This is a genomic window from Pseudomonas sp. MEJ086 (assembly GCF_030209025.1).
Classification (GTDB): domain Bacteria; phylum Pseudomonadota; class Gammaproteobacteria; order Pseudomonadales; family Pseudomonadaceae; genus Aquipseudomonas; species Aquipseudomonas fulva_A.
Map to the genome: position 1 here is coordinate 22,050 of NZ_JARVSV010000029.1, position 25,601 is coordinate 47,650.

Consider the following 25,601-nt stretch of genomic DNA (forward strand, 5'->3'; position numbering starts at 1 on the left):
CGACACGGTTCGGCAAGGAATCAGAACCATTCCTATTCATAGCCGTTCCGTCGACAGTGAGCCCCATGCAACCACGCTTAAACGCCGCCCGCCTCACCCCGCTCAATCGCGCCCTGCGCCACGCCCTGTTCGGGGCAGCTCTGGGCTTCGCCGCTGCCCCAGCCACCCTGCTGGCGGACGAGCCCGGTAGCACTGCCAGCGTTAAGCGTTATTCGATTGCTGCCGGGCCGCTGGCCGATGCCCTCAACCAGTTCGCCCGTACCGCCGGGATCACCCTGGCCACGACCCCGCAGCAAACCGCCGGCAAGAACTCGCCGGGCCTGCAAGGCGAATACGAGGCTCATGAAGGGCTGAACCAGTTGCTGCAAGGCAGCGATATGGAAGCCCTGAACCAGGGCAATGGCAGCTTCATTCTCAGCCAACGCCTGGACGTCGGCAGCGCCATGGAGCTGGGCGCGACAGCAATCAGCAGCACCGGCCTGGGCGGCACGACCGAAGGCAGTGGCTCGTACACCACCGGGGCGGTCAGCATCGGCAAGACGCCGCAGTCGCTGCGCCGCACCCCACAGTCGGTGACGGTACTGACCGAACAGCGCATGAAGGATCAGAACCTGACCAACCTCAAGGAGATGCTCCAGCAGACACCTGGCGTGGTGGTCGACCAGACCGATAGCGAGCGGGTGAACTACTACTCACGCGGCTTCTCCATCGATGCCATCCAGTTTGATGGCGCGACCGTTGCCCAAGGGGCAGGCGGCGGCAACTTCATCCAACCGGACGCAGCGACACTGGATCACGTAGAGGTTTTGCGCGGTGCCAGCGGCATGCTCCGCGGCTCAGGTAATCCCTCAGGAACAGCGAACCTGGTGCGCAAGCGGCCAACCCGGGAGTTTCAAGGCTCTGCCAGCTATACCGCCGGCTCCTGGGATGCCAATCGATACGTGGCTGATATCTCCGGCCCACTGGTAGAAGACGGCTCGATTCGCGGCCGGATCATTGCCGTCCACGACGACAAGGACTTTTTCCAGGACACGCGCATGGAGCGCAAGAATGTCGTATACACCGTATTGTCCGCCGATCTCGGTGACCGCACCGTAATCACTGGCGGCTTGGAATATACCGAGCTTGACGCCACCGGGGCCTGGGGCAATTTGCCGGCGGACCTCGACGGCTCGCCCTTGCCGTTTGATCGCGACACATTCTTCGGAGCTAACTGGGCACGCTGGGATCGTACCAACGTGAATTTCTTCGGCGAACTGGAACATGCCTTCGCTAATGACTGGAATCTCAAACTGACCGGCAGTCGCAGTCGCTTCGCTTACAAGGATCATGGCTTCCAGCAAACCAATCTGGCTCGCCCACGCGGCGCCACCAATCCTTATCTTTGGAACGTGTCGTATAACAACAGCGACGGTGGTGGCCGCACCAATTACACCAATCTAGGCGCGGTTCTGGATGGTAATTTCGACCTATTCGGCCGCGAGCACCACCTGACCCTGGGTACCGAACGCAACGTGACCGACTCCATCGGAATCGATTCGGTATGGGGTAACTATGTAGACGCCAACGGTCAGAACCTGGTCGTTGACATTCGGAACTGGAATCCCTCCGACATCAACTGGACAGCAGGGCCCGCCACCGCCAATCCGCAGACTCACAGCATTACCACTCAGGAAGCGATCTATGCCAACTGGAGCATCTCGCTAGCCGAGCCGCTGACCGCCATCATCGGCGCACGTCTTAACTGGTACGACTACGAACTGCAAGACTCGACAAGCGCCGACTACAGCATCAACCGCGAAGTTGTGCCCTATGGCGCACTGATTTATGACCTGACCGAGGCCATCAGCGCTTACGCCAGCTACACCGAAATATTTTCCCCACAGAGCAGATACGACACTTCGGGTGGCCTGCTCGACCCGATGACAGGTGAGGTCTATGAAGTGGGGCTGAAAGGCGAGTTCTACGAGGGCCGCCTGAACAGTTCCGTGGCGATGTTCCGCACGAATCTGGTGGGCAAGGCGTTGCAGGATGCGGCGGCTACCGACGACAACATCCGCTGCCTGCCCAACAATGCCTTGGGCGCCTGCTATGTCGCTTCAGGCAAGAGTCGAAGCGAGGGGGTCGAACTGGAAATCTCCGGCGAGGTGCTGAGCGGCTGGCAGATCGGAGCCGGCTATACCTACACCACAACCAAATATCTCAAGGACACCGCTGCCAATCAGGGCAACGCACTGCGAACCACTGACCCCAAACACCTGTTGAGGCTTTTTACCAGCTATCGCCTACCGGGTACGCTTTCGGCCTGGACCGTCGGCGGCGGCGTACAGGCACAGAGTGACATCTATGCCGAAGGTACATCCAACGGCCGTACGGTACGCGCTCAACAAGGTGGTTATGCCGTGTACAACGCAGTCGTCGGTTATCGCTTCAATGAGCATTACTCAATGCAGCTGAACGGCAACAACCTTTTCGATAAACACTATTACGAGAAGATCGGCGCTACAGGCGCCAACTACTACTACGGCGAACCCCGCAACTTCGCCGTGACCCTGCGCGGCGAGTTCTGATCGCCCTCCGCTCTCGTGCCCTGGTACGGGAGCGGCTCACCTGGCAGCCGTACTGACGGAGTCACTTGCCCGGTTTGGGCACCTTTTCCAGACGATGCAGTTCGCCAATCAGGCAGTGTTCGGCAAAGCCGCTGCCGTCGCTCGATACGATGCGGTCCAGGCGTGTCAGCAATCCCACGGTCGTGCTGAACCCCAGACCATTGCTGACGTTCAGGTTGCGGCACGGTCGCGAGAAGGTGACCAGATAGGATCGTCCGGGCCCGTCACCGAGGATGATGTGGGTCTTGTCCAGGTACTGCCATCCGTCGATATCGAAGCGCTGCAGCGCATCCACCACTTCGCCCTGCCGGTAGCCGAGGCTGGCCAGGCGTTGCTCCAACGGCAGATTTTCATCTCGCGCCGGCGATTGCGCACAGGCACCGAGCAGGAGCGTCAGCAGCGTGATAGCGCCACAGCCGATTCGGGACATACGAGAGTTCCTGGAGAGGTGTCGACTCAGCGTCGAGCATAGCCGCAGCCACTTCAATATTGAACAAACCTGACAGAAACGCCTGATCGTGATCCGCTTTTGCTAAGGTACGCCGCCGCTGCACAAGGGCACTCTCTCGCAGCGGGTTTGACTGAAAGCTGAGGAACGCGATGAAAGAGCATTACGACGCCACTCTCGAATGGCTGAAAAACTACCCCGAACTGCACACCCTGATCAGCCTGAGCCTGCTGATCCTCGGCGCCTGGATCGCCAACTGGATCGTCAAGCGCATCCTCGTGCGCGGCCTCTATCGGGTACTGCGCTCGACCACGGTCGGTCAGGACAAGGCCCTGGCCGACTCCCATGTCGTGCGACGCCTGGCCAACATCGTGCCGGCGATGATCCTCGCCAGTGGCATCAAGGTGGTCCCGCATCTGCCCGCTGCCGCGGTCACGGTGGTGAACAACGTCTGCAGCGCCTTCATCATCCTGACCATCGCCCTGGCCATCGGCGGCGTGCTGAATCTGGTCAACACCCTCTACCAGCGCCGACCGAATGCGCACCTGAAGCCGGTCAAGGGCTACATCCAGGTCGTCACCATCGTCATCTACGCCATCGCCGCGATTCTGATGGTCGCGACGCTGATCGACCGCTCGCCGCTGATCCTGCTCTCCGGTCTCGGAGCCATGGCTGCGGTACTGATGCTGATTTTCCAGGACACCCTGCTGTCGCTGGTGGCCAGCGTACAAATCTCCTCCAGCGATATCGTCCGTGTCGGCGACTGGATCGAGATGCCTCAGCTCAATGCCGACGGCGACGTGATCGACATCGCCCTGCACACCGTCAAGGTGCAGAACTGGGACAAGACCATCACCACCATCCCGACCAAGCGCTTCATCAGCGATCCGTTCAAGAACTGGCGCGGCATGCAGGAGTCCGGTGGCCGTCGCATCAAGCGCAGCATCTATCTGGACCAGACCAGCGTACGTTTTCTCAGCCCAGACGAAATCGCTCACCTGCAGCGCTTCCTGCTGCTCGGCCAATACCTGAGCAGCAAGCAGAGCGAATTGCTGAGCTGGAACACCGAGCTGGCCGAGGCCGCCCAGGAGCCGGCCAACACGCGCCGGGTCACCAACCTCGGTACCTTCCGTGCTTACGTCGAGCATTACCTGCGTCAGCACCCAGGCATCAACCAGAACATGACGCAGATCGTCCGTCAGTTGCAGCCCACCGCCGACGGCCTGCCGCTGGAGCTTTACTGCTTCACCAACACCGTGGCCTGGGTGCCATACGAGGGCTATCAGTCGGATATCTTCGATCACCTGCTGGCGATCCTCCCGGAATTCGGTCTGCGCGTGTTCCAGCACCCGAGCGGTGCCGACATGCGCGAGCTGCGTCCGGTACTTGATGCCGGAAACTGAGCAGCAAGACGCCCCTGCTCATGGCACGCAATGCAGCAGCTGAAAAAACACAGATAGCGCAATAAAAAACCACCAAGGGCCGAGCCTTGGTGGTTTTCACCAATTTACCAGACAGGCTTGCCAGCTTTCCCCTCACTGGTTAGGGTTAGCCACATGAATGTCTCGCAAACCCTCATCCTCCTCCGGCAACACGCCAATCTCTGCCTGGTCGCCCAGCGACTGCGCTAGGGTCTGTTGGCGCCCAAGTACGTCGGCAAACCCGCTCCCCGCTTATCCCTCTTCATCTTTTTATTTTCAGTTCGGCCGTTGCCGGCCTTCGTCTTCAGGAATTTTCCATGAGCATGCTCAAAGACCCCTCGAACAAGTACCGCGCCTTCACCCCGATCAACATTCCGGATCGCACCTGGCCGGACAAGATCATCGACCAGGCGCCGATCTGGCTGTCCACCGACCTGCGCGATGGCAACCAGTCGCTGATCGAGCCGATGGATGCCGAGAAGAAGATGCGCTTCTTCAAGTGCCTGCTCGCCGTGGGCCTGAAGGAAATCGAAGTGGGCTTCCCGTCCGCCTCGCAGACCGATTTCGACTTCGTGCGCGAACTGATCGAAGGCGGCCACATCCCGGATGACGTCACCATCCAGGTACTGACCCAGGCTCGCGACGACCTTATCGAGCGCACCTTCGAATCGCTCAAGGGCGCCAAGAAGGCCATCGTTCACTACTACAACGCCTGCGCGCCAAGCTTCCGCAAGATCGTCTTCAACCAGGACAAGGCTGGCGTCAAGGCCATCGCCGTGGCGGCCGGTACCACCATCAAGCGCCTGGCCGAGGCCGCACCGGAAACCGCGTGGGGTTTCGAGTACTCGCCTGAAGTATTCAGCTCCACCGAAATCGACTTCGCCGTCGAGGTGTGCAACGCGGTGATCGACGTGTTCCAGCCAACCCCGGCGAACAAGCTGATCCTCAACCTGCCGGCCACCATCGAGAACGCCACGCCGAACAACTACGCCGACCAGATCGAGTGGTTCGGCCGGCACGTCGACAAGCGCGACAGCGTGCTGATCAGCCTGCACACCCACAACGACCGTGGCACGGGTGTGGCTGCTACCGAGCTGGGCCTGATGGCGGGCGCCGACCGTGTCGAAGGCTGCCTGTTCGGCAACGGCGAGCGCACCGGCAACGTCTGCCTGGTGACCGTGGCGCTGAACCTCTACACCCAGGGCATCGACCCGCAACTGGACTTCTCCGACATCGACGCCGTGCGCAAGGTGGTCGAAGATTGCAACCAGATTCCGGTGCACCCGCGTCACCCCTATGTCGGTGACCTGGTGCACACCGCCTTCTCCGGCTCTCACCAGGACGCCATCCGCAAGGGCTTCGCCCAGCAGAAGGAAGGCCAGATCTGGGAAGTCCCGTACCTGCCAATCGACCCGGCCGACATCGGCCGCGATTACGAAGCGGTGATTCGCGTCAACAGCCAGTCAGGCAAAGGTGGCATCACCTTCCTGCTCGAGCAGGAATATGGCATCAACCTGCCGCGTCGCATGCAGATCGAGTTCAGCCAGGTGGTTCAGGGCGAGACCGATCGCCTGGGCCTGGAAATGACGGCCGGACAGATTCACGGCCTGCTCGAGCGCGAGTACCTGCAAGCCAAGGCGCCTTATGAGCTGAAAGGCCATCGCCTGCAGGAAGAGAACGGCGACAGCAACGTCGAGGTGCAAGTGCAGGTGGACGGCGCCGTGCAACGCTGGAGCGGTGCTGGCAAGGGTGCACTGGAAGCCCTGGTGTCGAGCGTACCGCTGGCGGTGGAAATCATGGACTACCACGAGCACGCCATCGGCGGTGGCGCCAACGCCAAGGCGGCCTGCTACATCGAGATCCGTCTCGACGGCCAACGTCCGCTGCACGGCATCGGTATCGACGAGAACATCACCACCGCGAGCTTCCGCGCCCTGTTCAGCGCACTCAACCGCGCCATTCGCCAGGCCGACGGGAAAACCCAGGCAGCCTGACGCTCGGCCGCCAATGCACAAAGGGACGCCTGGCGTCCCTTTGTCGTTTCTGGAGCGATGGTTCTGTGGCCTATTGCGCTTTGGCCGGTTTCACCTGCCGCTGCAGGGTGTTGCCGAGGAAGAATGCCGGGGACTGCCAGCGGGCGATGAACATCAGCACCAGGCCGAGCAGCAGAATCACCACGGCGATCACGAACACCAGGCCGAGGCCGGCGATGTGGGAGCCGCTGCCGAAGTCTGGTGACATGCTGTCGAAGGTGGTCTGCCAGAAGATGATCGACAGCATCACCGCCCCCAGCAACGGGCACAGCCCACGCATGAAGAAGTGGCGCACGCTGTCGAACAGGCTGTGGCGGAAATACCACACGCAGGCGAAGGCGGTCAGCGCGTAGTAGAAGCAAATCATCATGCCCAGGGCGGTGATGGTGTCGGCCAGCACGTTCTCGCTCAGGGTGCGCATGGTCACGTAGAACACCGCCGTGGCGATGCCCGCAGCGATGGTCGCGTAACGTGGCGTCTGCGAAAGCGGATGCACGCTGGCGAAGCGCTTCGGCACCGCGCGGTAATACCCCATCGCCAGCAACGTACGCGCCGGTGAAATGAAGGTGGATTGCAGCGACGCCGCCGTGCTCGCCAGTACCGCGATGGACATCAGGATCGCCAGCGGCCCCATGACCGGGCCAGCCAGGTGGGCGAAGACGTTTTCCTGGATCTGCGCATTGCCCAGGCCCAGACCGGTATCGCCGGTGCCGGCGAACTGCAGGGTAGCCGCCGCGGTGAACAGGTAGAGGGCGAGGATCAGCAGCACGGTGATGGTCGCCGCGCGCCCAGGCACCTTCTCGCTGCCCACCGACTCTTCGCTGACCGTCAGGCAGACATCCCAGCCCCAGAAGATGAAGATCGACAGCGACAGACCCGCTGCGAAGGCAGAGAACGAGTCGATGTTGAACGGGTTGAACCACTCGGGATGGAAGACCACTGGCGAGCTGTCCGGCGCAGCGGCGAAGGCGGCCAGCGCGAAACCGATCAGCACCACCAGTTGCAGGGCCACCAGCGTGTACTGCACACCCATGGTCATGCCGATGCCCCGGCAACAGACCCACACGGCCATGGCGATGAAGATGCAGCAGGTGACGATGTTCACCAGCAGGTTCTGGGTAAGGTCCGCCAGCCAATCCAGCCCGGTCAACTGGGCGAGAAACAGGTAGAAGAAGTCCACCGCGATGCCCGCCAGATTGGAAAGCACGATGGTCGTGGCGGTAACCAGCCCCCAGCCTCCGATCCAGCCGATCATCGGTCCGAAGGCCCGTGCCGACCAGGTGAACGAGGTGCCGCTGTCCGGTTCGGCAGCATTGAGCTCCCGGTAACCCAGCGCCACCAGCAGCATCGGCAGGAAACCGACGATGAATACCGCCGGCAGGTAAACACCGACTTCGCGGACGGTGGGGCCGAGGGCGCCGGTCAGCGTATAGACCGGCGCGATGGTGGAAATGCCCAACACCACGCAGGCCAGCAGCCCGACCTTGCCTTGCGCCAGCCCCTTGGAAGAGGCTCCGGTGGCCGCTAGCGGGCTTCCCTGAACGGTCGATGATTCACTCATAAGCCTCTGCCATCATTTTAGAATTGTTCGTCAGAGCGCCTCGAACCCGGCAGGGTTCAGGCGGGTTCAGCGTGTTTGGCGGGTCTTCGCATACACCTGGCAGGCATCGCGAAAGGCCTGGAACAGCTTCAGCGACTCGGGGTTTTCACTGAAGCGCCACTCCGGGTGCCACTGCACGCCGATCAGGAAGCCTGGTGAGCCCGGTATCGACACCGCCTCGACCAGGCCATCGGGCGCCTGGGCCTCAATGCGCAGACTGTCGGCCAGACGGTCAATACCCTGGCTGTGCAGGGAGTTGACCTGAAACTGCGACGGCAAGCCGATGCGCTCGAACGCTCCGCCCGGCTGCACGCTGACCGCATGCTGCGGCGCGTACTGCTCGGCGACCGACTCGCTCTGCGGCTCGCGATGGTCCAGATAACCCGGCAGTTCCTGAACCCGCTGATGCAGGGTGCCGCCAAGGGTCACGTTGAGCTCCTGGAAGCCGCGGCAGATGCAGAACACCGGCACGCCCTTCTCGATCGCCAGGCGCAGCAGCGGCAAGGTATTGGCGTCGCGACGAGGGTCGTGCTGAGTGCCCTCGATGCTCGGCGTGCCCTGGTAATGACGGGGCTCGACGTTGGAAGGCGAACCGGTGAACAGGATGCCGTCCAGTTGTGCGAGCAGTTGATGCGGATCGCTCGGCGTGCTGCGCGCTGGCAGTACCAGCGGCAGGCCGGCGTAAGCCGCGGCCTCGACGTATTTGTCGCCGACGGTGTGCGAATCGTACTTGCCAAGTTGCTGCCGGCAGGCAGTAACGCCGATCAGGGGCATGCGGGTCATGTTGTTCTCTCCGGAAAAGCCTGCCGACGGATCACGTCGGCAGGCGCAGCATCAGATACCGAGGCGATCGCGCAACTGGTAATAAACGGCGCCCAGGGCCGTGAACGGCACCCGCAGCAGCTGCCCGCCTGGGAACGGGTAATGCGGCAGGCCGGCGAACGCGTCGAAACGCTCGGCCTGACCGCGCAGTGCTTCGGCCAGCACCTTGCCGGCCAGGTGCGTGTAGGTCACGCCATGGCCACTGCACCCCTGGGAGTAGTAGATGTTGTCGCCGATGCGACCGACCTGCGGCAGGCGCGACAGGGTCAGCAGGAAGTTGCCGGTCCAGGTGTAATCGATCTTCACGTCCTTGAGCTGCGGGAAGGTCTTGAGCAGCTTGGGTCGGATGATCGCTTCGATGTCCGCCGGGTCGCGGGCGCCGTAGACCACGCCGCCACCGTAGATCAGGCGCTTGTCGGCGCTGAGGCGGTAGTAGTCGAGCAGGTAGTTGCAGTCTTCCACGCAGTAATCCTGCGGCAACAGACTATGGGCCAGCTCGTCCGACAGCGGCTCGGTGGTCAGCACCTGAGTGCCGCAGGGCATGGATTTGGCTGCCAGTTCCGGCATCAGCCCGCCCAGGTAAGCGTTGCCCGCCACCACCACGAACTTGGCCTTCACCTGCCCGTTCGGTGTGTGCACCACCGGCTGCGGGCCACGGTCGATGCGGGTCGCCGGGCTCTGCTCGTAGATCGCACCGCCCAGGGATGCCACCGCAGCGGCCTCACCCAAAGCCAGGTTGAGCGGATGGATATGACCGCCGCTCATGTCCAGCATGCCGCCGACATAGCGCTCGGTGCCGACCACTTCGCGGATGCGGCGCTCGTCCATCAGCTCCAGCTGGGTATGGCCGTAGCGCTCCCACAGCTTCTTCTGCGACTCGAGATGGCCCATCTGCTTGTCGGTGATGGCGGCGAACACGCCACCATCCTTCAGGTCGCACTGAATGCCGTACTTGGCGACCCGCTCACGGATGATGCGCCCGCCTTCGAAGGCCATCTCGCCGAGCAGCTGTGCCTGGCGTGCGCCGACCTGGCGTTCGATGACGTCGATATCGCGGCTGTAGCTGTTGACGATCTGCCCACCGTTGCGCCCCGAGGCGCCGAAGCCGACCTTGGCGGCTTCCAGCACGATCACGCGAAAACCATGCTCGAGCAGGAACAGCGCCGTGGACAGGCCGGTATAACCGGCGCCGATGACGCAGACATCCGTCTCGACGGATTCGCCGAGCGCGGGGTAATCGACTCGCGGATTGCGCGAGGCGGCGTAGTAACTGTCGACGTGTTGAGTCATGTGAAACTCCCTAGGAACTCCAAAGTTTCCGCTCCGCATAGCCATCCCATCGGGCGCCGATACCAGCGCATCTGTTTGCAGAAACAGGCGCGAGGCAGGTCACCCGAGGTCGCTAGAGCTTGATCCAGGTGGCTTTAAGTTCGGTGTACTTGTCGAAGGCATGCAGCGACTTGTCACGCCCGTTGCCCGATTGCTTGAAACCACCGAACGGTGCGGTCATGTCGCCACCGTCGTACTGGTTCACCCACACGCTGCCGGCCCGCAGTGCCCGCGCGGTGCGGTGCGCCCGGGAGATGTCGCGCGTCCAAACGGCAGCGGCCAGGCCATAAGGCGTGTCGTTGGCGATGCGTACCGCTTCCTCGTCGCTGTCGAAGGTGATCACCGACAGCACGGGGCCGAAGATCTCTTCCTGGGCGATGCGCATGGCGTTGTCCACGCCGTCGAAGATCGTTGGCTGCACATAGCTGCCGCCGGTTTCCTGCAGGGCACGCTCACCGCCGCTGATGATCACCGCACCTTGCTGGCGACCGGCCTCGATGAAGCCGAGCACGGTGTCCAGATGGCCGTCATCGACCAGGGCGCCGACACGCGTCTGCGGATCCAGCGCATGGCCGGGCTTCCAGCGTTGCAGGGCCTCGACCACCATCGGCAGGAAGCGCTCCTTGATCGAGCGCTCGACCAGCAGCCGCGAGCCCGCCACGCATACTTCGCCCTGGTTGAAGGCGATGCCAGCGGCAGCGGCCTCGGCGGCGGCCTGCAGATCCGGTGCATCGGCGAAGACGATGTTCGGGCTCTTGCCGCCCGCCTCCAGCCACACGCGCTTCATGTTCGACTCGCCGGCGTAGATCATCAGTTGCTTGGCGATTTTCGTGGAGCCGGTGAACACGATGGTGTCGACGTCCATGTGCAGCGCCAGCGCCTTGCCAACCGTATGGCCATAACCGGGCAACACGTTGAACACGCCAGCAGGAATACCGGCTTGCAGCGCCAGCTGGGCGATACGAATAGCGGTCAGCGGCGACTTCTCGGACGGTTTGAGAATCACCGAGTTACCGGTAGCCAAGGCTGGCCCTAGCTTCCAGCAGGCCATCATCAACGGAAAATTCCACGGCACGATGGCCGCCACCACGCCGACCGCTTCGCGGGTAACCAGACCAAGCTGGTCACGGGGCGTCGGCGCCACCTCGTCATACAGCTTGTCGATCGCCTCGGCGCTCCAGCGGATGGCGTTGGCCGCCGCCGGCACGTCGATGCTCAGCGAGTCGCTGATCGGCTTGCCCATGTCGAGGGTTTCCAGCAGCGCCAGCTCCTCGGCATTGGCCAGCAACGCGTCGGCGAAGGCGATCAGCACACGCTTGCGCTGCGCCGGGGCCTGATGGGCCCAGTCGCCACGCTCGAAACTCGCGCGGGCAGCCTTGACGGCCAGCTCGGCGTCCTCGGCCATGCAACTGGCCACGCGGGCCAGGTGACGACCGTCCACCGGGCTGACGCTGTCGAAGGTCGCGCCGCCCACGGCGTCGCGGTAGGCGCCGTCGATGAAGGCACGCGCCTCGATGTCCAGACTGCGGTAGCGCTGCTCCCAGTCCTGGCGGGTAGTGATTGTCATGCTCGCCGCTCCGTCAGACCGTGTGCAGGTACCAGTTGTATTCGAGGTCGGAGATGGTCGTCTCGAACTCGTGCATTTCCGCTTCCTTGCAGGCGACGAAGATGTCGATGTACTCCGGGCGGATGTACTTGTTCATCACTTCGCTGTCGTCGAGCTGGCGCAGGGCATCACGCAGGTTGTTCGGCAGGCTCTGCTCCAGTTGCTCGTAGGAATTGCCCTCGATCGGCTCGCCCGGCTCCAGCTGGTTGGTCAGGCCGTGGTGAATGCCGGCGAGAATCGACGCCATCATCAGGTACGGGTTGGCATCGGCGCCGGCTACCCGGTGCTCGATGCGGATGGCGTCGCTGCTGCCCGTGGGCACGCGTACTGCGACCGTGCGGTTGTCCAGGCCCCAGCTCGGCGCATTCGGCACGTAGAACTGGGCGCCGAAGCGGCGGTACGAGTTGACGTTCGGGCACAGGAAGGCCATCGAAGCCGGCATGGTTTCCAGGATGCCGGCGATGGCATGGCGCAGCGGTGCGTGCTGTTCCGGGTCATCGGTGGCGAAGATGTTCTGGCCGGTCTTCTTGTCGAGCAGCGAGATGTGCACGTGCAGACCGTTGCCCGCCTGGCCCGGGTAGGGCTTGGCCATGAAGGTCGAGTCCATCTCGTGGTCGTAGGCGATGTTCTTGATCAGGCGCTTGAGCAGCACGGCGTAGTCGCAGGCCTTGATGGCATCTTCGACGTGGTGAAGGTTGACCTCGAACTGCGCCGGGGCACTTTCCTTGACGATGGCATCGGCCGGCAGATCCTGCTCCTTGGCGGCTTCGAGCATGTCCTGCAGGCAGTCGACGTACTCGTCGAGGTCGTCGATCAGGTAAACCTGCGTGGAAATCGGGCGCTTGCCGGAAATCGGCGAACGCGGTGGCTGCGGACGGCCGTTCACGTTCTCCTGGTCGATCAGGTAGAACTCCAGTTCGAAGGCGGCGCAGATGGTCAGGCCCAGTTCGTCGAACTTCTCCACCACCTGGCGCAATACCTCACGGGGGTCGGCGAAGAACGGCTTGCCGTCCAGCTCGTGCATGGTCATCAGCAGTTGCGCGGTCGGGCGCTTCTGCCAGGGTTCCTTGCACAGGGTGTCGGGGATCGGGTAGCAGATGCGGTCGGAGTCGCCGATATCCAGGCCAAGGCCGGTGCTTTCGACGGTCGAACCATTGATGTCCAGCGCGAACAACGAGGCAGGCAGGTTGATGCCTTTCTCATACACCTTGTGCAGGCTGGCGCGTTCGACACGCTTGCCACGCACGATGCCGTTCATGTCGGTGATCAGCAGATCGACGTACTGGATCTCCGGATGATCCTTGAGGAAAGTGTTCGCCTCGTTGAGCTGGACGACACGTGGGGTTACCGAAGTCATGGAAAATCATTCCTTTTGGCTCGGCGCGCCCGCGGAAGACATCTCACGAGCCTGGCGCCTCATTATTCTGGGTAATTGATTCTAGGCAACGCCCTGAGTATAAGTGGGCGCATACGCAACCGATACTGGCATTCAGACAATTCATGATTGCATCGACGCAATACCAGATCAGCCATGCCGACCTCGCTCTCGTACTCGCTCTGGTGCGCGGACGCTCCCTGGCGCGAGCCGCAGAGCAGTTGCATGTCGACGTATCAACGGTATTTCGCGCCATCCGCAAGCTGGAGGCCAGCCTGGGCGTGGCGCTGTTCGAGAAAAGCCGCCGCGGTTACATGCCGACTCAGAGCGCCCAGGCCCTGGCGGAACAGGCAGAACGTGCGGAACAGGCCCTGGATGCGGCGCGCATCGCCCTGCAACATGGCGAGAAGGTGATCAGCGGTACCGTTCGCCTGACCTGCACCGACGCCGTGCTGCAGAACCTGCTGCTGCCCAGCCTGGCCGAGCTGATGCCGCGTTATCCGGCGCTGGCGCTGGAGCTGGCGACCACCAACACCTTCGCCAACCTCAGCCGCCGCGACGCCGACATCGCACTGCGCCTGTCCAACGCACCGCCCGAGCATCTGGTTGGCCGGCAACTGGGGCACACCGCCTATTACATCTGCGGCCGTCCCGAGCACCGCGAAGCATTCGTGCAGGCACCCACCTCGGTGCCGTGGATCGCCCCCGACGACTCCATGCCCGACCACATCACCGTGGCCTGGCGGCATCAGGTGCACCCCAGCCTGGTGCCGCGCTACCGCTGCAGCAGCATGTCGGCGGTGGCCACGCTGGTACAGGCAGGCCTGGGTGTCGCCGCCCTGCCCGACTTCATGGCCCGCAGCCTGGAAGGCGTGCAGCGCCTGAGTGACGCCTTGACCGACTGCGACACCGACCTATGGCTGCTGACCCGCCCCGACTGCCTGGCCCTGCGCTCGGTACAGACCCTGTTCGACCAACTCACCCCACTGCTGCGCGCACGGCTCAATACGCGATAAACCTAAAGACCTAGCCCGTGTTGAAACCCTGCACTCGGCAACGTAAACCACCCCGTGGGAGCGGGCCATGCCCGCGATTCGCGCGCACGGCGCGCTCCCACACGGCTTTATCGCTCTCCACCCCCTCCGCTTGCCACGGGATATCGCTTACCGGACGCGGCATTCCAATCCAGAGCGGGAGGAACGAACCAAAGCAAAAGACGCAGCCTGGATTGAATATCGCGCACTCTGCAACGCAAACCATCCCGTGGGAGCGGGCCATGCCCGCGATTCGCGCGCACTGCGCGCGCCCACACGGTTTTATCGATCTCCCCCCTCCTCGCCCTTGCCACGGGATATCGCTTACCGGACGCGGCATTCCCATCCAGAGCGGAAGGAACGCGCCGATTTCAAAGACGCGGCCTGGATTGAATATCGCGCACTCAACAACTCAAACCACTCTGTGGGAGCGGGCCATGCCCGCGATTCGCGCGCGCGGCGCGCCAACGAGAACGGGGCAACCATACTCACGTGAGGAACGATCCGAACGGCATTCGATGGAGGATCAGGACAGAGCGCAGCAGGATTGTGCAATCGACATTCGAGCGTCCAGCGCTACGCTTGTCACCCCCCGCGGCATACGCAGCCGCATTGCAAACGATAGGAATTGCCCATGACCACCATTCTCGGCTACGCCGCCCAGGACTCCAGCAAACCTCTCGCGCCCCATCGCTTTCAGCGCCGCGCCGTCGGTACCCACGACGTGCAGATCGACATCCTCTACTGCGGCGTCTGCCACTCCGACCTGCACACCGCGCGCAACGAGTGGAAGAACACCCTCTACCCGTCGGTACCGGGCCACGAGATCGTCGGCAAGGTCACCGCAGTGGGCAGCGCGGTAACGACCTTCAAGGTCGGTGATCTGGCTGGCGTCGGCTGCATGGTCGACAGTTGCCAGAGCTGCTCGTCCTGCTCCGAAGGCCTCGAGCAGTACTGCGAGAACGGCTTCACCGGCACCTACAACGGCCCGGTATTCGGTGGCGAAAACACCTTTGGTGGCTACTCCGACAACATCGTCGTCGACCAGAAATTCGTCCTGCGCATCAGCCACACCGACAACCTGGCTGCGGTCGCACCCCTGCTGTGCGCGGGCATCACCACTTACTCGCCGCTGCGCCAGTGGAACGTCCAGCCCGGCGACAAGGTCGGTGTGGTCGGCCTTGGTGGTCTTGGCCACATGGGCGTGAAGATCGCTGCCGCCATGGGCGCTCATGTGGTGCTGTTCACCACCTCGCCGAACAAGCGTGAAGATGCCCTACGCCTTGGCGCGGCCGAAGTGGTGGTGTCGAAGAACGCCGACGAGATGGCCGCCCACGCCAACAGCTTCGACTTCATCCTCAACACCGTCGCCGCGCCGCACAACCTTGACGCCTTCCTCGGGCTGCTCAAGCGCGACGCCACCATGACCCTGGTCGGCGCCCCCGACTCACCGCACCCGTCGCCGGAAGTGTTCGGGCTGATCTTCAAGCGCCGCCGCCTGGCCGGCTCGTTGATCGGCGGCATCGCCGAGACCCAGGAGATGCTGGATTTCTGCGCCGAACACGGCATCGTTTCGGAAATCGAGATGATCGATATCCAGAACATCAACGAAGCCTACGAGCGCATGCTCAAGAGTGACGTGAAGTACCGCTTCGTGATCGACATGGCCTCCCTGGCCAAGGACGAGCACGCCGCGTAACGCAGGCCAATCGCCACCCGCCACCGGCCCGGTCTCGCCCTCGCGAACCGGGCCGGTCGCGTTTCTGCGGTATGCGCGTGCGGGCAGGCGAACCTCGCAGACGGTCGGGCGGTCACACGCTGACGCCCCATCAACTCGAGGAGCATTAGATGTCCAAACGCACTCTCGGTCAGTCCGGCCTGCAGGTTTCGCCCATCGCCTTCGGTGGCAACGTATTCGGCTGGACGCTGGACGAAGCGCAGTCCTTCGCCATGCTCGACGCCATCGTCGACAACGGCCTGGACTTCATCGACACCGCCGACATGTACTCGGCCTGGGCCCCCGGCCATCAGGGTGGCGAGTCGGAAAGCATCATCGGCAAATGGCTGAAACGCAGCGGCAAGCGCGAACGTATCGTGCTGGCGACCAAGGTTGGGATGGAAATGGGCCACGGAGGCAAAGGCCTCGAGGCGGACTACATCCAGAAAGCGGTGGAGGACTCGCTCAAGCGCCTGCAGACCGACTACATCGACCTGTATCAGGCCCATCAGGACGATGCCGACACCCCTCTGGAAGAAACCCTGGGCGCCTTCTCCCGCCTGATCGAACAAGGCAAGGTGCGGGTGATCGGCGCTTCCAACTACAGCGGCGAGCGCTTGCGCGAAGCGCATCAAGTGGCGCAGCGCCTGGGCGTGCCGAGCTACCAGAGCCTGCAGCCGCACTACAACCTGCACGAACGCAAGACCTATGAAGAGGAACTGGAGCCGGTGGTGCAGGAACTCGGCATCGGGGTGATCAGCTACTTTTCCCTGGCCAGCGGCTTTCTCACCGGCAAGTACCGCACCCGCGACGATATCGCTGGCGCCCGCGCCGAGATGGTCAAGGGCTACATGGATGAACGCGGCGTCACCATCCTCTCCGCGCTCGATGAGGTCGCCGCAGCCCGTGATGCAACGCCAGCCCAGATTGCCCTCGCCTGGCTGATCGCCCGTCCGAGCATCACCGCGCCCATCGCCAGTGCCACATCGAGCAGGCAACTGGCCGATCTGGTTGCCGCCACCCGCCTGCACTTGAGCGCCGACGAAGTGACCATGCTCAACCAGGCCAGCGCGTACTGAGGCAATAAAGTAAACGCGCCGTTGCCGTAGGATGACGTCGAGCGAAGCGATACCCATCAAGGGCTACTTGCAAGGCCTGATGGGTATCGTCGCTTCGCTCCTCGATCTACGCGGCCCGACCCATCCTGCGGATGGTCGATTCGATGCGCTTTTGACGATCGTTCCCACGCTCTGCGCAGGAGCCATTTTCCGGGCGTTGCGCGCAACCTTCCTGATTCAGCGAAACTCGAACGGGTCGGCATCCTGGTGCGCGGGAAAACGCTCGCGATAGGCAGCCAATGCGGCGCCATCGAGGCGCTGATGGAACACGCCGGCCTTGTCGTGAGCATCGAGCAGGCTGTCGCCCTGGAAGTCCAGCACCTGGGAGTCGCCGCTGTAGGGGTGATTCTTGCCATCCACACCGATGCGGTTCACCGCGGCCACGTAGCACAGGTTCTCGATGGCTCGGGCCGGCAGTAGCCGGTTCCAGTGCAGGCGCCGCGCCGCGGGCCAGTTGGCGGTATAGAGCAGCAGGTCGGTGCCCTGGGGATCACGGCTCCAGACCGGGAAACGCAGGTCGTAGCAGATCAGTGGCCGCACTCGCCAGCCCTTGATCTCGAACACCACCTGGCGGTCACCCGCCGCATAGTGCTCGTGTTCACCGGCCATGCGAAACAGGTGGCGCTTGTCGTAATGCGCCAGCGAACCATCGGGTCGCGCCCATAGCAGGCGGTTGCGATAGCTGCCATCGGCGGCCTGGATGATCAGGCTGCCGGTGATCACCGCGCCGATACGCCTTGCCTGCTCGCTGAGCCAGCGACTGGTGGGGCCATCTTCCGGCTCGGCCAGCTCGGCCGACTGCATGGAAAACCCGGTACTGAACATCTCCGGCAGTATCACCAGTTCGGCGCCAGCAGCCTGTTGCAACTGCGCTTCGAAATGCCTGCGATTGGCCTCGGGATCGTGCCAGGCGAGGTCGCTTTGGATCAGCGCCAGTTGGAGATTGGTTGCTTCGCTCATTGATGCCTCTCTTGCTGGATGCGGATCCGTGCGACGTGGATAAAGCTGCGCTGCCCAGCTTCAGAAGCTGCGACCCCGCAGCGATTATCGATAACACCCGCGATTCTGCGTGATGGCCACCACCATCGCGCCGGGGGCGACGCTCCTACCGTTCGTCTTCCCCGCGGCGCCACTATATCTGCCGTAGTTTTTCCGCTGCCTGGCGCAAGGTCTCTTCACGCTTGGCGAAACAGAAACGCACCAGACGCTGCGCCGGATCCGGCGTCTGGCAGAACACCGACACGGGAATCGCCGCCACGCCATGCTCACGGGTCAGCCATTGGGCCATGGCCACATCGTCCAGATCAGGGCGGATTGCCGAATAGTCGGCCAGTTGGAAATAGGTGCCCGGCGTGCGGCTGAAGGTGAAGCGCGAGCCCCCCAGCAGGTCGCAGAACAGATCGCGCTTGGCCTGGTAGAAGCCGGGGAGCTCGTCCACATGCTCGGGGCAGGCGGCCATGAAGTCGGCCAGCGCCCACTGCAGCGGGGTCACGCCGCAGAAACTGACGTATTGATGAACCTTGCGCAGCTCGGCGCTCAGCGCGGGTGGCGCCACCACGTAACCGGTCTTCCAGCCGGTGACGTGATAGGTCTTGCCGAACGAGCTGACCACGAAGGCGCGGGCATAGAGTTCGTCATGGCTCAGCACACTGGCGTGCTGGCGACCATCGAACACCAGGTGCTCGTAGACTTCGTCGCTGATCAGATAGATGTCGCGGTCGCGGATCAACGCGGCCAAACGATCCAGCTCTTCACGGCTGATCAGCGCACCGCTGGGGTTGTGCGGTGTATTGAGGATGATCAGCCGGGTACGCGGGCTCAGCGCCGCTTCCAGCCGTTGCCAGTCGATGGCGAAATCGCCGCTGGCCAGCGGGACGTGCACGCAGCGGCCGCCGGCCAGGGTGACGCCCGGGTCGTAACTGTCGTAGCTCGGGTCGAAGACGATCACCTCGTCGCCGGGATGAATCAGCGCCTGGATCGCGCAGAAGATCGCCTGGGTCGCGCCGGGCGTGACGGTCACCTCACTGTCCACACCGACCTGGCGGCCATACAGGCGCCCGATCTTCAGGGCGATCTGCTCGCGCAGCGCCGGCAGGCCGGTCATCGGCGCGTACTGATTGTGCCCGGCAGCGATGTGCCGGTTGACGGCCTCGCGCAGCGCCTCGGGGCCGTCGTAATCGGGAAAGCCCTGGGACAGGTTGATGGCGCCGGTCTGGGCGGCGAGCTGGGACATGGTGGTGAAGATGGTGGTGCCGATCGACGGCAACTTGCTGGTGAACATCGCAGCGTCCTGGGCAATTGAGGCAGACGCCGAGGATAGCCGATGGCGTGAAGCCCACGCACCCGGTAATAATCGCAGGCCAACCGATGAGAAGCCCATGAACGTCGAAGACCTGCGCCTGTTCGTCACCACCCTCGACACCGGCAGTTTCACCGCAGCCGCCGATGCCCTCGGCGTCACCAAGCAGTACGTCAGTCGGCGTGTCGCCGCGCTCGAGGCGCTGCTCGGCGTGCGCTTGCTCAACCGCACCACGCGGCGCTTGCAGGCCACCGAGCTGGGCGTGCTGCTGCATGACAAGGCCACCACCATCCTGGCCGACCTGCGCGACGCTCAGGAACTGGTGTCGGCCCAGGGAGCTTCGCTGCGCGGTACCCTGCGGGTCAGCGCGCCGATGACCTTCGCGACCCTGCACCTGAGCCACCTGTTGCCGCAGTTCATGCAGCAGCATCCGCACATCAACCTGGAAATCGACCTCAATGACCGCGCCGTCGACCTGCTCGCCGACGGCTACGACATGTCGATCCGCATCGGCACCCTGGAAGATTCCAGCCTGATCGCCAAGCGCCTGACCGACATGCAGACCATTCTCTGCGCCAGCCCGGCCTATCTCGACGAGCGCGGCACGCCGGAGAACCTCGATGATCTGCAGCGGCATGCCTGCCTGCTCTACGGCCATAGCCGGCATGTCGAATGGCGCCTGCGCGATCAGGGCAAGGCTCGCAACCTGACCATGCGTGGTCAGCTGCGCGCCAACAACGGCGAACTGATCCGTGATGCAGCCATCGCCGGCATGGGCATCGCCTACCTGCCCACCTTCATCATCGGGCAGGCGCTGGAAAGTGGCGCACTGGTTCCCATACTCGAGACGCATTGGCCGGCGCCGGCGGCGGTCTACGCGGTGTACCCGCAACACCGGCAGACTGCCAGAGCGGTGCAGGTGTTCTCGGATTTCATCAAGGAACAGATTCAGCACATGGGCGGCTGAACCTGACGCAATAGTCAACCCAAAGAAGACAATAAGTCCATTTACAGCCCGTTAATCAATCCAAAGATAGTCAGTAGACTTCCCCCATGCCGCCGAATCAGGCAGCGATCATCAACAGGAGGATTCATCATGCTGGCTATCCGTAAATCGACCGATCGTGGCCACGCCAACCATGGCTGGCTCAACTCCTTTCACACCTTCTCTTTCGCCAGTTACAACAACCCGAAAGAAAGAGGTTTCTCGGACCTGCTGGTCATCAACGATGACACCGTGGCTGCCGGCCAGGGCTTCGGCGAGCATCCGCACCGCAACATGGAGATCTTCTCCTATGTGCTGCAAGGTGCTCTCGAGCACAAGGACAGCCTGGGTACCGGCTCGGTGATCCGCCCTGGCGACGTGCAACTGATGAGCGCAGGAACCGGTGTTTCGCACAGCGAGTTCAACCACTCGCGCAGCGACTCGGTGCACTTTCTGCAGATCTGGATAGTGCCGGGCGAGCGCCAGGCCGAGCCTCGCTATCAGCAGGAGCACTTCAGCGAGGCGCAGAAACGCGGCCGCCTGCAATTGATCATCTCGCCGGACGGCGCCGATGGCTCGCTCACCGTGCGGCAGAATGCGCGGGTGTATGCCGGGTTGTTCGAAGGCGCCGAGCAGGCTCAGTTGCAGCTCGACGAGAACCGCTATGCCTACGTTCACGTCGCTCGCGGCAGCGTCGAGCTGAACGGCCAGCCGCTGCAGGCAGGCGATGGCGTACGGCTGCGCGATGTGCGTGATCTGCACCTGAGCAACGGCGAACAGGCCGAAGTGCTGGTGTTCGATCTGCGCCCCAACGAACTGCCGTCGCTGTACTGACAGGCAGTAGCCCGGCGTCGAGCGGCGATACCTGGGGGATTCCCCTGGGTGTCGCTGCCCGCTTCGGTAGCCTTGGGCAGACCAGATACCGCATCCCGGGTTTCGCTTCGCTCTACGCCAGGCTACCGATACCAATGGCGGCTCTTGTCGCGATCCCCTAGGCGCCCCTATACGCCTGCCTTAGAATGAGCCTCCGCCGCCCGCCGGCCATCCGCTCAGTCGAAATCCCATGCGTTGGTTGCTCGCCTTCACCCTGCTCTCTCTGACCTTCGCTGGTCAGGCTGCCACCGCGCCTGCCTCCCCCGCCGCGACCGTCGACAAGATCCTGGTGGAAAAGTCCCAGCGTCGGCTGCACTTGATCGGCCAGGGTGAAACGCTCAAGTCCTATCGCATTTCCCTGGGCAAGCAGCCGCTCGGTGCCAAGCAGCGCGAAGGCGACCTGCGCACGCCGGAAGGCTTCTACTGGATCGACTGGCGCCGCAAGAGCGAGAACTACCAGCTATCCATGCACATCTCCTACCCCAACGCCCGCGATCAGGCCCAGGCCAAAGCCGCCGGGGTGAAGCCGGGCAGTATGATCATGATCCACGGTACGCCAGTGGACGACGAATACCCTGAGTGGTTCTTCCACACGCTGGACTGGACCGAAGGCTGCATCGCCATGAAGAACGCCGACATGCGCGAGGTCTGGGGCCTGGTGAAAGACGGCACGCTGATCGAGATTCGTCCCTGAAAGGGCGTGATTACCAACGGATACTGCGCGCCACCTCACTGCCGCCAGGCGCCAGCCACTGCGCACTGACCAGCACCGGTTGCAGTGCCGCGCCAGGCTCGACTCGCCCCGTCAACCTGGCCTGCCTGGCGAGCAGATCGGCCGCCAGGTCGGCATGATGCTGCCCAGCCAGGCTCAACTGCCCTGCCAATTTCCAGCCAGCGCTGCAATCGAGCGTCACACGCGCACGTCCCAGGTCCAGCTGCCAGGGTGCGAGCAGCGCCAGACCATCACCCTGTAAATTCCCGTTGGCTGACAGGCAGCGTGTTCCACGGCCTTTCAACTCGATGCTGCCCTGCCATTGCCCTGCCAAGCGGTAACCGGTCACGAACGTATGTGGATCGCTGGCGGGTTGCAACGAGGCATGCCAGGCCCAGGGCCAGCCGGACACCTGCAGTTGCCAGCGCTGCCCCTGATAGCCAGCACTCGCCTGTGCGCTGAGCCGCCAGGGTTGCCAATTCCAGCGCAACGGGCCGAGATCGCCCAAGCGCTCGGCCTGCCCCTGCCAGATACTGCCGCTGATGCCTGCCAGCGGGACGGGCAGCGGCGCCAACAGCCAGCGGGCGGGCAGCTCGACCAGCAGCGTCATGACAAAGACCAGCAATGCCCACAGCCAACGACGCCGCGTCATCGTTGCAACGCCAATTCGAAGTGCAGCGCCGAGTCGTCACGTCGCAGCCCCCAGCGCAACGGTCGTGCACCCTCTCGCTCCAACTGCTGGAGCCAGTCCTGTAGCACGCGCTCATCTTTCAAATGGCCGCGCACCAGCCACTCTTCACTGCCAGGCTCCAGCGTTTCGATGCTGATTTCACGGGCCTTGGCGGCCTGCTGCAGGTCATCGACGGTCAGTGTCCTGGCGGCCCGCAGGGCTTGGGCCGACTGGGCCAGCGCCTGCCATTGGCCAAACGTCTGCCAGCGCTGCTGGCCTTCACGCCAGGCCAGCAGCCCCAGCAACACGGCGATGATCGCCACCGCCAGTATTCGTACGCCGCGTCCTTCGAGATTCAGCCTCATGATGCGGCTCCCAGGTCGAAGGTCAGATTGAGCGCGTCGCCTGCTTGAGTCACCTGCACCGCCACGCCTATGGCGCTGGCCATCGCTTGCCAGGGTGCATCGTCGATGACCTCATGCCCCTGCAGACGCAGTGCCCAGCGCTGACCATCGAACCGCGCAGCGCTCAATTGCCAGCTACCGTTGGCACGCAACCAGCCATCGAGTTCGGTCTGCAGATGTTCCAGTTGCCGCAAACGAAGCTGTCGCTCATCCGCGCCCAGACGCTGCTGCCTCACCCGCTGCGCGGCTTCGCGCAATGATGCGACCGGCCCGACCAGCGCTTCCACCTGCGCCTGATAGACGCCCTGCTGCCGCCACTGCTGGCTGGACCACAGGCCAGCCCAGAGCACGGCCACGGCCAGACAGGCAGCAGGCAGGCGCCAGAGGCCAGGGCTCATCTGGCGGACCTGACGTTTGCCCCGGCGCCGCTCGAACAGGCTGGGCATGCCATCCAGCGCGGCGAGAGGCTCGGGCCAATCGCCCTCGACCGTGTGCATCTCGAGCTCGCGCCAAACACAGGCAGGCGTTGCCGCCTGAAGCGCGACTGGCCAGGCCAGCCAGTGCAGGCGCGCCTCGGCACTGCGACCGACGAACAGGCTCGCGCCGGCGTCCTGTCGCCAGCACCATGCCGAGCCTGGGGCCGGCACCGGTAATAGCTGGAACTGCGCCCAGCAACGCTGCACATCGAGTTGCCACTCGGCGCACTGGGCCAGCCAGCCATCCAGCAGCGTTTGTTCGACGCAGACCAGTTGCATGGAGCCGGGCTCGCGGGCCAGGCAGCCACAGGCCAGATCCTGAGCGCTCTGCAGCAGGCGATCCTCGAGCAACAACGGCCACTCGTGACGCTTCAGCCCAGGCGGCGCGGGCACCTGAAAGTGGCTGCACAGCTCACCCGGCAGCACCAACGCCACCCGTGCGCCCGTGATCGTCGGCGGCGCACCATAACCTGACGCCTGCACGCGCCCCTGCTCTACCCGCGCCCATTGCCAGGCCTGGGCATCCGCGCCCGGGCGCAATAACAGCCAGGGCCGTGCCGCGCGGCGGCGCCAGCGCTCACGCTTCATGAACGGCCCCATGGCAGGGCGAACGTACAGACATAGGGTGCTCCATCCCGCTGAAAAGTCAGGCGCACGCCCCTGTCGGGTCGCAACCTGTCCGTCGATGGCCAGGCCAGCCAGCGGCTGTCCTGACGAAAGGTAAAACTCACCGCTTCCACCCGATCCAGCTGCTCGCGCAGTGCCCAGACAGGTGCGGCTGCGGCGTACAGATCGCTGGAGGTGTGCAGCAGCAGACGCTGGCTGCGGCGGTCGTAATCAAGACGCTGACGCTGCAGACGGGCACCGCCCTCGGCACTCGGCCAGGCACCCAGCGCGACCCACTGCAGTTGCAGCTCGTCCGGCCGCCAGTCCAGCCAGTTCAAGGCCAGCGGTAACCGCCGCTCATGGAGCTGACGCAGCACGGTGGTATCGAAACGACGCTCCAGTGCCAGACAGAAATCCAGAACCGGCATCCCTGCAGAACCTTGCGCCAAGCGCTCACGAACGTTGATCCAGCCATTGACCAGGGCCGCCAGAAGCACACCCAGCAACGCCGTCAACGCCAAGGCGACCAGCAGTTCCACCAGGGTCAAACCGCGCTGCCTGCCCCTCATGGGCGCACCAGAAACAGTTGATACAGCCCCAGCGACTCGCGGCGATCGCCATCAGCGAACAGGCTCAACTCGGCACGCCGCAGATCCCGCACACCGGTGCCCTGCATCTGCAGTTGCCAGTGACAGTTCTCGTGGCCCTGGGCAAGAACGCCAGCGAGGCTGTTCTGCGCAGGCCAGAGCTGCTCGACCGCGAAGCGTGCCTCCAGCTCACGAGCACACAACGCCCCCAGTTGATGCTGCTGGACGCTCTGCTGTACGGCCAGGCGCTGGCGCAGCACCTGGCTGGTCATGACCGCCAGCGTGGCGGCGATACCCAGGGCGACCGTCACTTCAAGCAGGGTGAAACCCCGTTGGCGCTTCATGGCAGCGACGTCCGCTGCAAGCGACCGGCGCTGTCCCACTGCCACCGTTCGCCTCCATCGGGCCAATGCCAGCGCAGTGCCTGCGGACGACCGACCCCGTTTGGCGTGAAGACCAGACGCGGCTCACCGGCAGCCGGCCAGTCAGGTCGCAACATTGCCGGCCACTCCCCCAATGCGACCGCCTCGACCTGCCAGTGCAGTTGATCGTTGTCGCGTACCTGGCGCACGAACTCCGGGCGCTGGCCATTCCAGCGCAGGCCATGAATCTGTCCGGCATGCAGCGCCACTGCGGCCTGAGCGCGGCTGGCCGCGGCAAGGCGCTCCAGCGCCTGCTGTGCCGGCGCCTGACCGCTGTCGAGCCAGGCCACACTGAGGCTGGTCAGCAAGCCGGCGATGAACAGCACGACCAGCAGCTCCAGCAGGCTGAAACCGCGCTGCCTGGACACCTACCAGAGCTCCCGGCCATGTAGGGTGGACGACGCTTTGCCCGCCCACCGCTCACGATCGCAATGGTGGACAAAAAGAGCGTTATC

The 25,601-nt window shown here is 63.6% G+C and carries 23 protein-coding genes; 9 read left to right on the plus strand and 14 right to left on the minus strand.

The window, feature by feature from the left end; all coding sequences use genetic code 11:
* Positions 1 to 65: 65 nt before the first annotated feature.
* Positions 66 to 2,570, plus strand: coding sequence for a TonB-dependent siderophore receptor (locus QRN22_RS18700; protein WP_042551946.1), 2,505 nt, complete (start codon positions 66 to 68; stop codon positions 2,568 to 2,570).
* 61 nt (positions 2,571 to 2,631) lie between these two features.
* Here the strand turns inward: QRN22_RS18700 and QRN22_RS18705 are convergent, their stop codons facing one another.
* Positions 2,632 to 3,039, minus strand: a complete 408-nt coding sequence (locus QRN22_RS18705) for a DUF6491 family protein (protein ID WP_042551947.1) — start codon at positions 3,037 to 3,039, stop codon at positions 2,632 to 2,634.
* A gap of 170 nt (positions 3,040 to 3,209) precedes the next feature.
* On the opposite strand from QRN22_RS18705, the gene QRN22_RS18710 reads away from it, so the two are divergent.
* Entirely contained in the window at positions 3,210 to 4,460 is a 1,251-nt protein-coding gene (locus QRN22_RS18710) for a mechanosensitive ion channel family protein (RefSeq protein ID WP_042551948.1), read from the plus strand.
* Between the two features lie 335 nt (positions 4,461 to 4,795).
* A complete protein-coding gene (leuA, locus tag QRN22_RS18715) occupies positions 4,796 to 6,472 on the plus strand; it encodes a 2-isopropylmalate synthase (protein ID WP_042551949.1) in 1,677 nt (558 codons plus the stop codon).
* 70 nt (positions 6,473 to 6,542) lie between these two features.
* On the opposite strand, the gene QRN22_RS18720 is transcribed toward leuA, so the two are convergent.
* From QRN22_RS18720 to QRN22_RS18740, 5 genes are all read right to left on the minus strand, one after another.
* A complete protein-coding gene (locus tag QRN22_RS18720; protein WP_042551950.1) occupies positions 6,543 to 8,072 on the minus strand; it encodes an APC family permease in 1,530 nt (509 codons plus the stop codon).
* A gap of 66 nt (positions 8,073 to 8,138) precedes the next feature.
* On the minus strand, positions 8,139 to 8,894 hold the full coding sequence (locus QRN22_RS18725; protein ID WP_042551951.1) for a gamma-glutamyl-gamma-aminobutyrate hydrolase family protein: 756 nt from the start codon (positions 8,892 to 8,894) through the stop codon (positions 8,139 to 8,141).
* Between the two features lie 51 nt (positions 8,895 to 8,945).
* Positions 8,946 to 10,223: an NAD(P)/FAD-dependent oxidoreductase gene (locus QRN22_RS18730; protein WP_042551952.1), complete on the minus strand. Its 1,278-nt coding sequence runs from the start codon at positions 10,221 to 10,223 to the stop codon at positions 8,946 to 8,948.
* Positions 10,224 to 10,335: 112 nt separating this feature from the next.
* A complete protein-coding gene (locus QRN22_RS18735) occupies positions 10,336 to 11,829 on the minus strand; it encodes an aldehyde dehydrogenase (RefSeq protein ID WP_042551953.1) in 1,494 nt (497 codons plus the stop codon).
* A gap of 13 nt (positions 11,830 to 11,842) precedes the next feature.
* A complete protein-coding gene (locus tag QRN22_RS18740; RefSeq protein WP_042551954.1) occupies positions 11,843 to 13,225 on the minus strand; it encodes a glutamine synthetase family protein in 1,383 nt (460 codons plus the stop codon).
* Between the two features lie 143 nt (positions 13,226 to 13,368).
* Here QRN22_RS18740 and QRN22_RS18745 point away from each other — a divergent pair, with 143 nt between their 5' ends.
* From QRN22_RS18745 to QRN22_RS18755, 3 genes are all read left to right on the plus strand, one after another.
* Positions 13,369 to 14,259, plus strand: a complete 891-nt coding sequence (locus tag QRN22_RS18745; RefSeq protein ID WP_042551955.1) for a LysR family transcriptional regulator — start codon at positions 13,369 to 13,371, stop codon at positions 14,257 to 14,259.
* A gap of 652 nt (positions 14,260 to 14,911) precedes the next feature.
* Positions 14,912 to 15,976: an NAD(P)-dependent alcohol dehydrogenase gene (locus QRN22_RS18750; protein ID WP_042551956.1), complete on the plus strand. Its 1,065-nt coding sequence runs from the start codon at positions 14,912 to 14,914 to the stop codon at positions 15,974 to 15,976.
* Between the two features lie 149 nt (positions 15,977 to 16,125).
* Positions 16,126 to 17,073, plus strand: a complete 948-nt coding sequence (locus QRN22_RS18755) for an aldo/keto reductase (RefSeq protein ID WP_042551957.1) — start codon at positions 16,126 to 16,128, stop codon at positions 17,071 to 17,073.
* Between the two features lie 216 nt (positions 17,074 to 17,289).
* Here QRN22_RS18755 and QRN22_RS18760 read toward each other — a convergent pair whose 3' ends face one another.
* Together QRN22_RS18760 and QRN22_RS18765 are read right to left on the minus strand one after the other, a co-directional pair.
* Positions 17,290 to 18,072 (minus strand): amidohydrolase, encoded by a 783-nt coding sequence (locus tag QRN22_RS18760; RefSeq protein ID WP_042551958.1) that lies wholly within the window; start codon positions 18,070 to 18,072, stop codon positions 17,290 to 17,292.
* Between the two features lie 172 nt (positions 18,073 to 18,244).
* Complete coding sequence (locus tag QRN22_RS18765) at positions 18,245 to 19,393, minus strand: pyridoxal phosphate-dependent aminotransferase (RefSeq protein ID WP_042551959.1); 1,149 nt, start codon at positions 19,391 to 19,393, stop codon at positions 18,245 to 18,247.
* A gap of 97 nt (positions 19,394 to 19,490) precedes the next feature.
* Here QRN22_RS18765 and QRN22_RS18770 point away from each other — a divergent pair, with 97 nt between their 5' ends.
* From QRN22_RS18770 to QRN22_RS18780, 3 genes are all read left to right on the plus strand, one after another.
* Positions 19,491 to 20,378: a LysR family transcriptional regulator gene (locus QRN22_RS18770; RefSeq protein ID WP_042551960.1), complete on the plus strand. Its 888-nt coding sequence runs from the start codon at positions 19,491 to 19,493 to the stop codon at positions 20,376 to 20,378.
* A gap of 129 nt (positions 20,379 to 20,507) precedes the next feature.
* Positions 20,508 to 21,230 carry a pirin family protein gene (locus tag QRN22_RS18775; RefSeq protein ID WP_042551961.1) on the plus strand — a complete coding sequence of 241 codons (723 nt, stop codon included), beginning with the start codon at positions 20,508 to 20,510 and terminating at the stop codon, positions 21,228 to 21,230.
* Between the two features lie 229 nt (positions 21,231 to 21,459).
* Positions 21,460 to 21,963, plus strand: coding sequence for a L,D-transpeptidase family protein (locus QRN22_RS18780; protein WP_042551962.1), 504 nt, complete (start codon positions 21,460 to 21,462; stop codon positions 21,961 to 21,963).
* Positions 21,964 to 21,973: 10 nt separating this feature from the next.
* Here the strand turns inward: QRN22_RS18780 and QRN22_RS18785 are convergent, their stop codons facing one another.
* From QRN22_RS18785 to gspH, 6 genes are read right to left on the minus strand one after another with little or no spacing between them, the layout of a single operon-like run.
* Complete coding sequence (locus tag QRN22_RS18785) at positions 21,974 to 22,633, minus strand: hypothetical protein (RefSeq protein WP_042551963.1); 660 nt, start codon at positions 22,631 to 22,633, stop codon at positions 21,974 to 21,976.
* Complete coding sequence (gene gspM, locus QRN22_RS18790; protein ID WP_042551964.1) at positions 22,630 to 23,016, minus strand: type II secretion system protein GspM; 387 nt, start codon at positions 23,014 to 23,016, stop codon at positions 22,630 to 22,632. The genes QRN22_RS18785 and gspM overlap by 4 nt, the downstream gene beginning before the upstream one ends.
* Positions 23,013 to 24,119 carry a GspL/Epsl periplasmic domain-containing protein gene (locus tag QRN22_RS18795; RefSeq protein WP_082045691.1) on the minus strand — a complete coding sequence of 369 codons (1,107 nt, stop codon included), beginning with the start codon at positions 24,117 to 24,119 and terminating at the stop codon, positions 23,013 to 23,015. The genes gspM and QRN22_RS18795 overlap by 4 nt, the downstream gene beginning before the upstream one ends.
* Positions 24,116 to 24,706, minus strand: coding sequence for a prepilin-type N-terminal cleavage/methylation domain-containing protein (locus tag QRN22_RS18800; protein WP_042551966.1), 591 nt, complete (start codon positions 24,704 to 24,706; stop codon positions 24,116 to 24,118). The genes QRN22_RS18795 and QRN22_RS18800 overlap by 4 nt, the downstream gene beginning before the upstream one ends.
* Positions 24,703 to 25,068 (minus strand): type II secretion system protein, encoded by a 366-nt coding sequence (locus QRN22_RS18805; protein WP_042551967.1) that lies wholly within the window; start codon positions 25,066 to 25,068, stop codon positions 24,703 to 24,705. Before QRN22_RS18805 ends, QRN22_RS18800 begins: the two co-directional genes overlap by 4 nt.
* Positions 25,065 to 25,514, minus strand: coding sequence for a type II secretion system minor pseudopilin GspH (gspH, locus tag QRN22_RS18810; RefSeq protein ID WP_042551968.1), 450 nt, complete (start codon positions 25,512 to 25,514; stop codon positions 25,065 to 25,067). Before gspH ends, QRN22_RS18805 begins: the two co-directional genes overlap by 4 nt.
* Positions 25,515 to 25,601: the final 87 nt, after the last annotated feature.

Coding starts and splice junctions, on each gene's coding strand:
- QRN22_RS18700 (WP_042551946.1), top strand. CDS start 66: ATGCAACCACGCTTAAACGCCGCCCGCCTCACCCCGCTCAATCGCGCC.
- QRN22_RS18705 (WP_042551947.1), bottom strand. CDS start 3,039: ATGTCCCGAATCGGCTGTGGCGCTATCACGCTGCTGACGCTCCTGCTC.
- QRN22_RS18710 (WP_042551948.1), top strand. CDS start 3,210: ATGAAAGAGCATTACGACGCCACTCTCGAATGGCTGAAAAACTACCCC.
- leuA (WP_042551949.1), top strand. CDS start 4,796: ATGAGCATGCTCAAAGACCCCTCGAACAAGTACCGCGCCTTCACCCCG.
- QRN22_RS18720 (WP_042551950.1), bottom strand. CDS start 8,072: ATGAGTGAATCATCGACCGTTCAGGGAAGCCCGCTAGCGGCCACCGGA.
- QRN22_RS18725 (WP_042551951.1), bottom strand. CDS start 8,894: ATGACCCGCATGCCCCTGATCGGCGTTACTGCCTGCCGGCAGCAACTT.
- QRN22_RS18730 (WP_042551952.1), bottom strand. CDS start 10,223: ATGACTCAACACGTCGACAGTTACTACGCCGCCTCGCGCAATCCGCGA.
- QRN22_RS18735 (WP_042551953.1), bottom strand. CDS start 11,829: ATGACAATCACTACCCGCCAGGACTGGGAGCAGCGCTACCGCAGTCTG.
- QRN22_RS18740 (WP_042551954.1), bottom strand. CDS start 13,225: ATGACTTCGGTAACCCCACGTGTCGTCCAGCTCAACGAGGCGAACACT.
- QRN22_RS18745 (WP_042551955.1), top strand. CDS start 13,369: ATGATTGCATCGACGCAATACCAGATCAGCCATGCCGACCTCGCTCTC.
- QRN22_RS18750 (WP_042551956.1), top strand. CDS start 14,912: ATGACCACCATTCTCGGCTACGCCGCCCAGGACTCCAGCAAACCTCTC.
- QRN22_RS18755 (WP_042551957.1), top strand. CDS start 16,126: ATGTCCAAACGCACTCTCGGTCAGTCCGGCCTGCAGGTTTCGCCCATC.
- QRN22_RS18760 (WP_042551958.1), bottom strand. CDS start 18,072: ATGAGCGAAGCAACCAATCTCCAACTGGCGCTGATCCAAAGCGACCTC.
- QRN22_RS18765 (WP_042551959.1), bottom strand. CDS start 19,393: ATGTTCACCAGCAAGTTGCCGTCGATCGGCACCACCATCTTCACCACC.
- QRN22_RS18770 (WP_042551960.1), top strand. CDS start 19,491: ATGAACGTCGAAGACCTGCGCCTGTTCGTCACCACCCTCGACACCGGC.
- QRN22_RS18775 (WP_042551961.1), top strand. CDS start 20,508: ATGCTGGCTATCCGTAAATCGACCGATCGTGGCCACGCCAACCATGGC.
- QRN22_RS18780 (WP_042551962.1), top strand. CDS start 21,460: ATGCGTTGGTTGCTCGCCTTCACCCTGCTCTCTCTGACCTTCGCTGGT.
- QRN22_RS18785 (WP_042551963.1), bottom strand. CDS start 22,633: ATGACGCGGCGTCGTTGGCTGTGGGCATTGCTGGTCTTTGTCATGACG.
- gspM (WP_042551964.1), bottom strand. CDS start 23,016: ATGAGGCTGAATCTCGAAGGACGCGGCGTACGAATACTGGCGGTGGCG.
- QRN22_RS18795 (WP_082045691.1), bottom strand. CDS start 24,119: ATGAAGCGTGAGCGCTGGCGCCGCCGCGCGGCACGGCCCTGGCTGTTA.
- QRN22_RS18800 (WP_042551966.1), bottom strand. CDS start 24,706: ATGAGGGGCAGGCAGCGCGGTTTGACCCTGGTGGAACTGCTGGTCGCC.
- QRN22_RS18805 (WP_042551967.1), bottom strand. CDS start 25,068: ATGAAGCGCCAACGGGGTTTCACCCTGCTTGAAGTGACGGTCGCCCTG.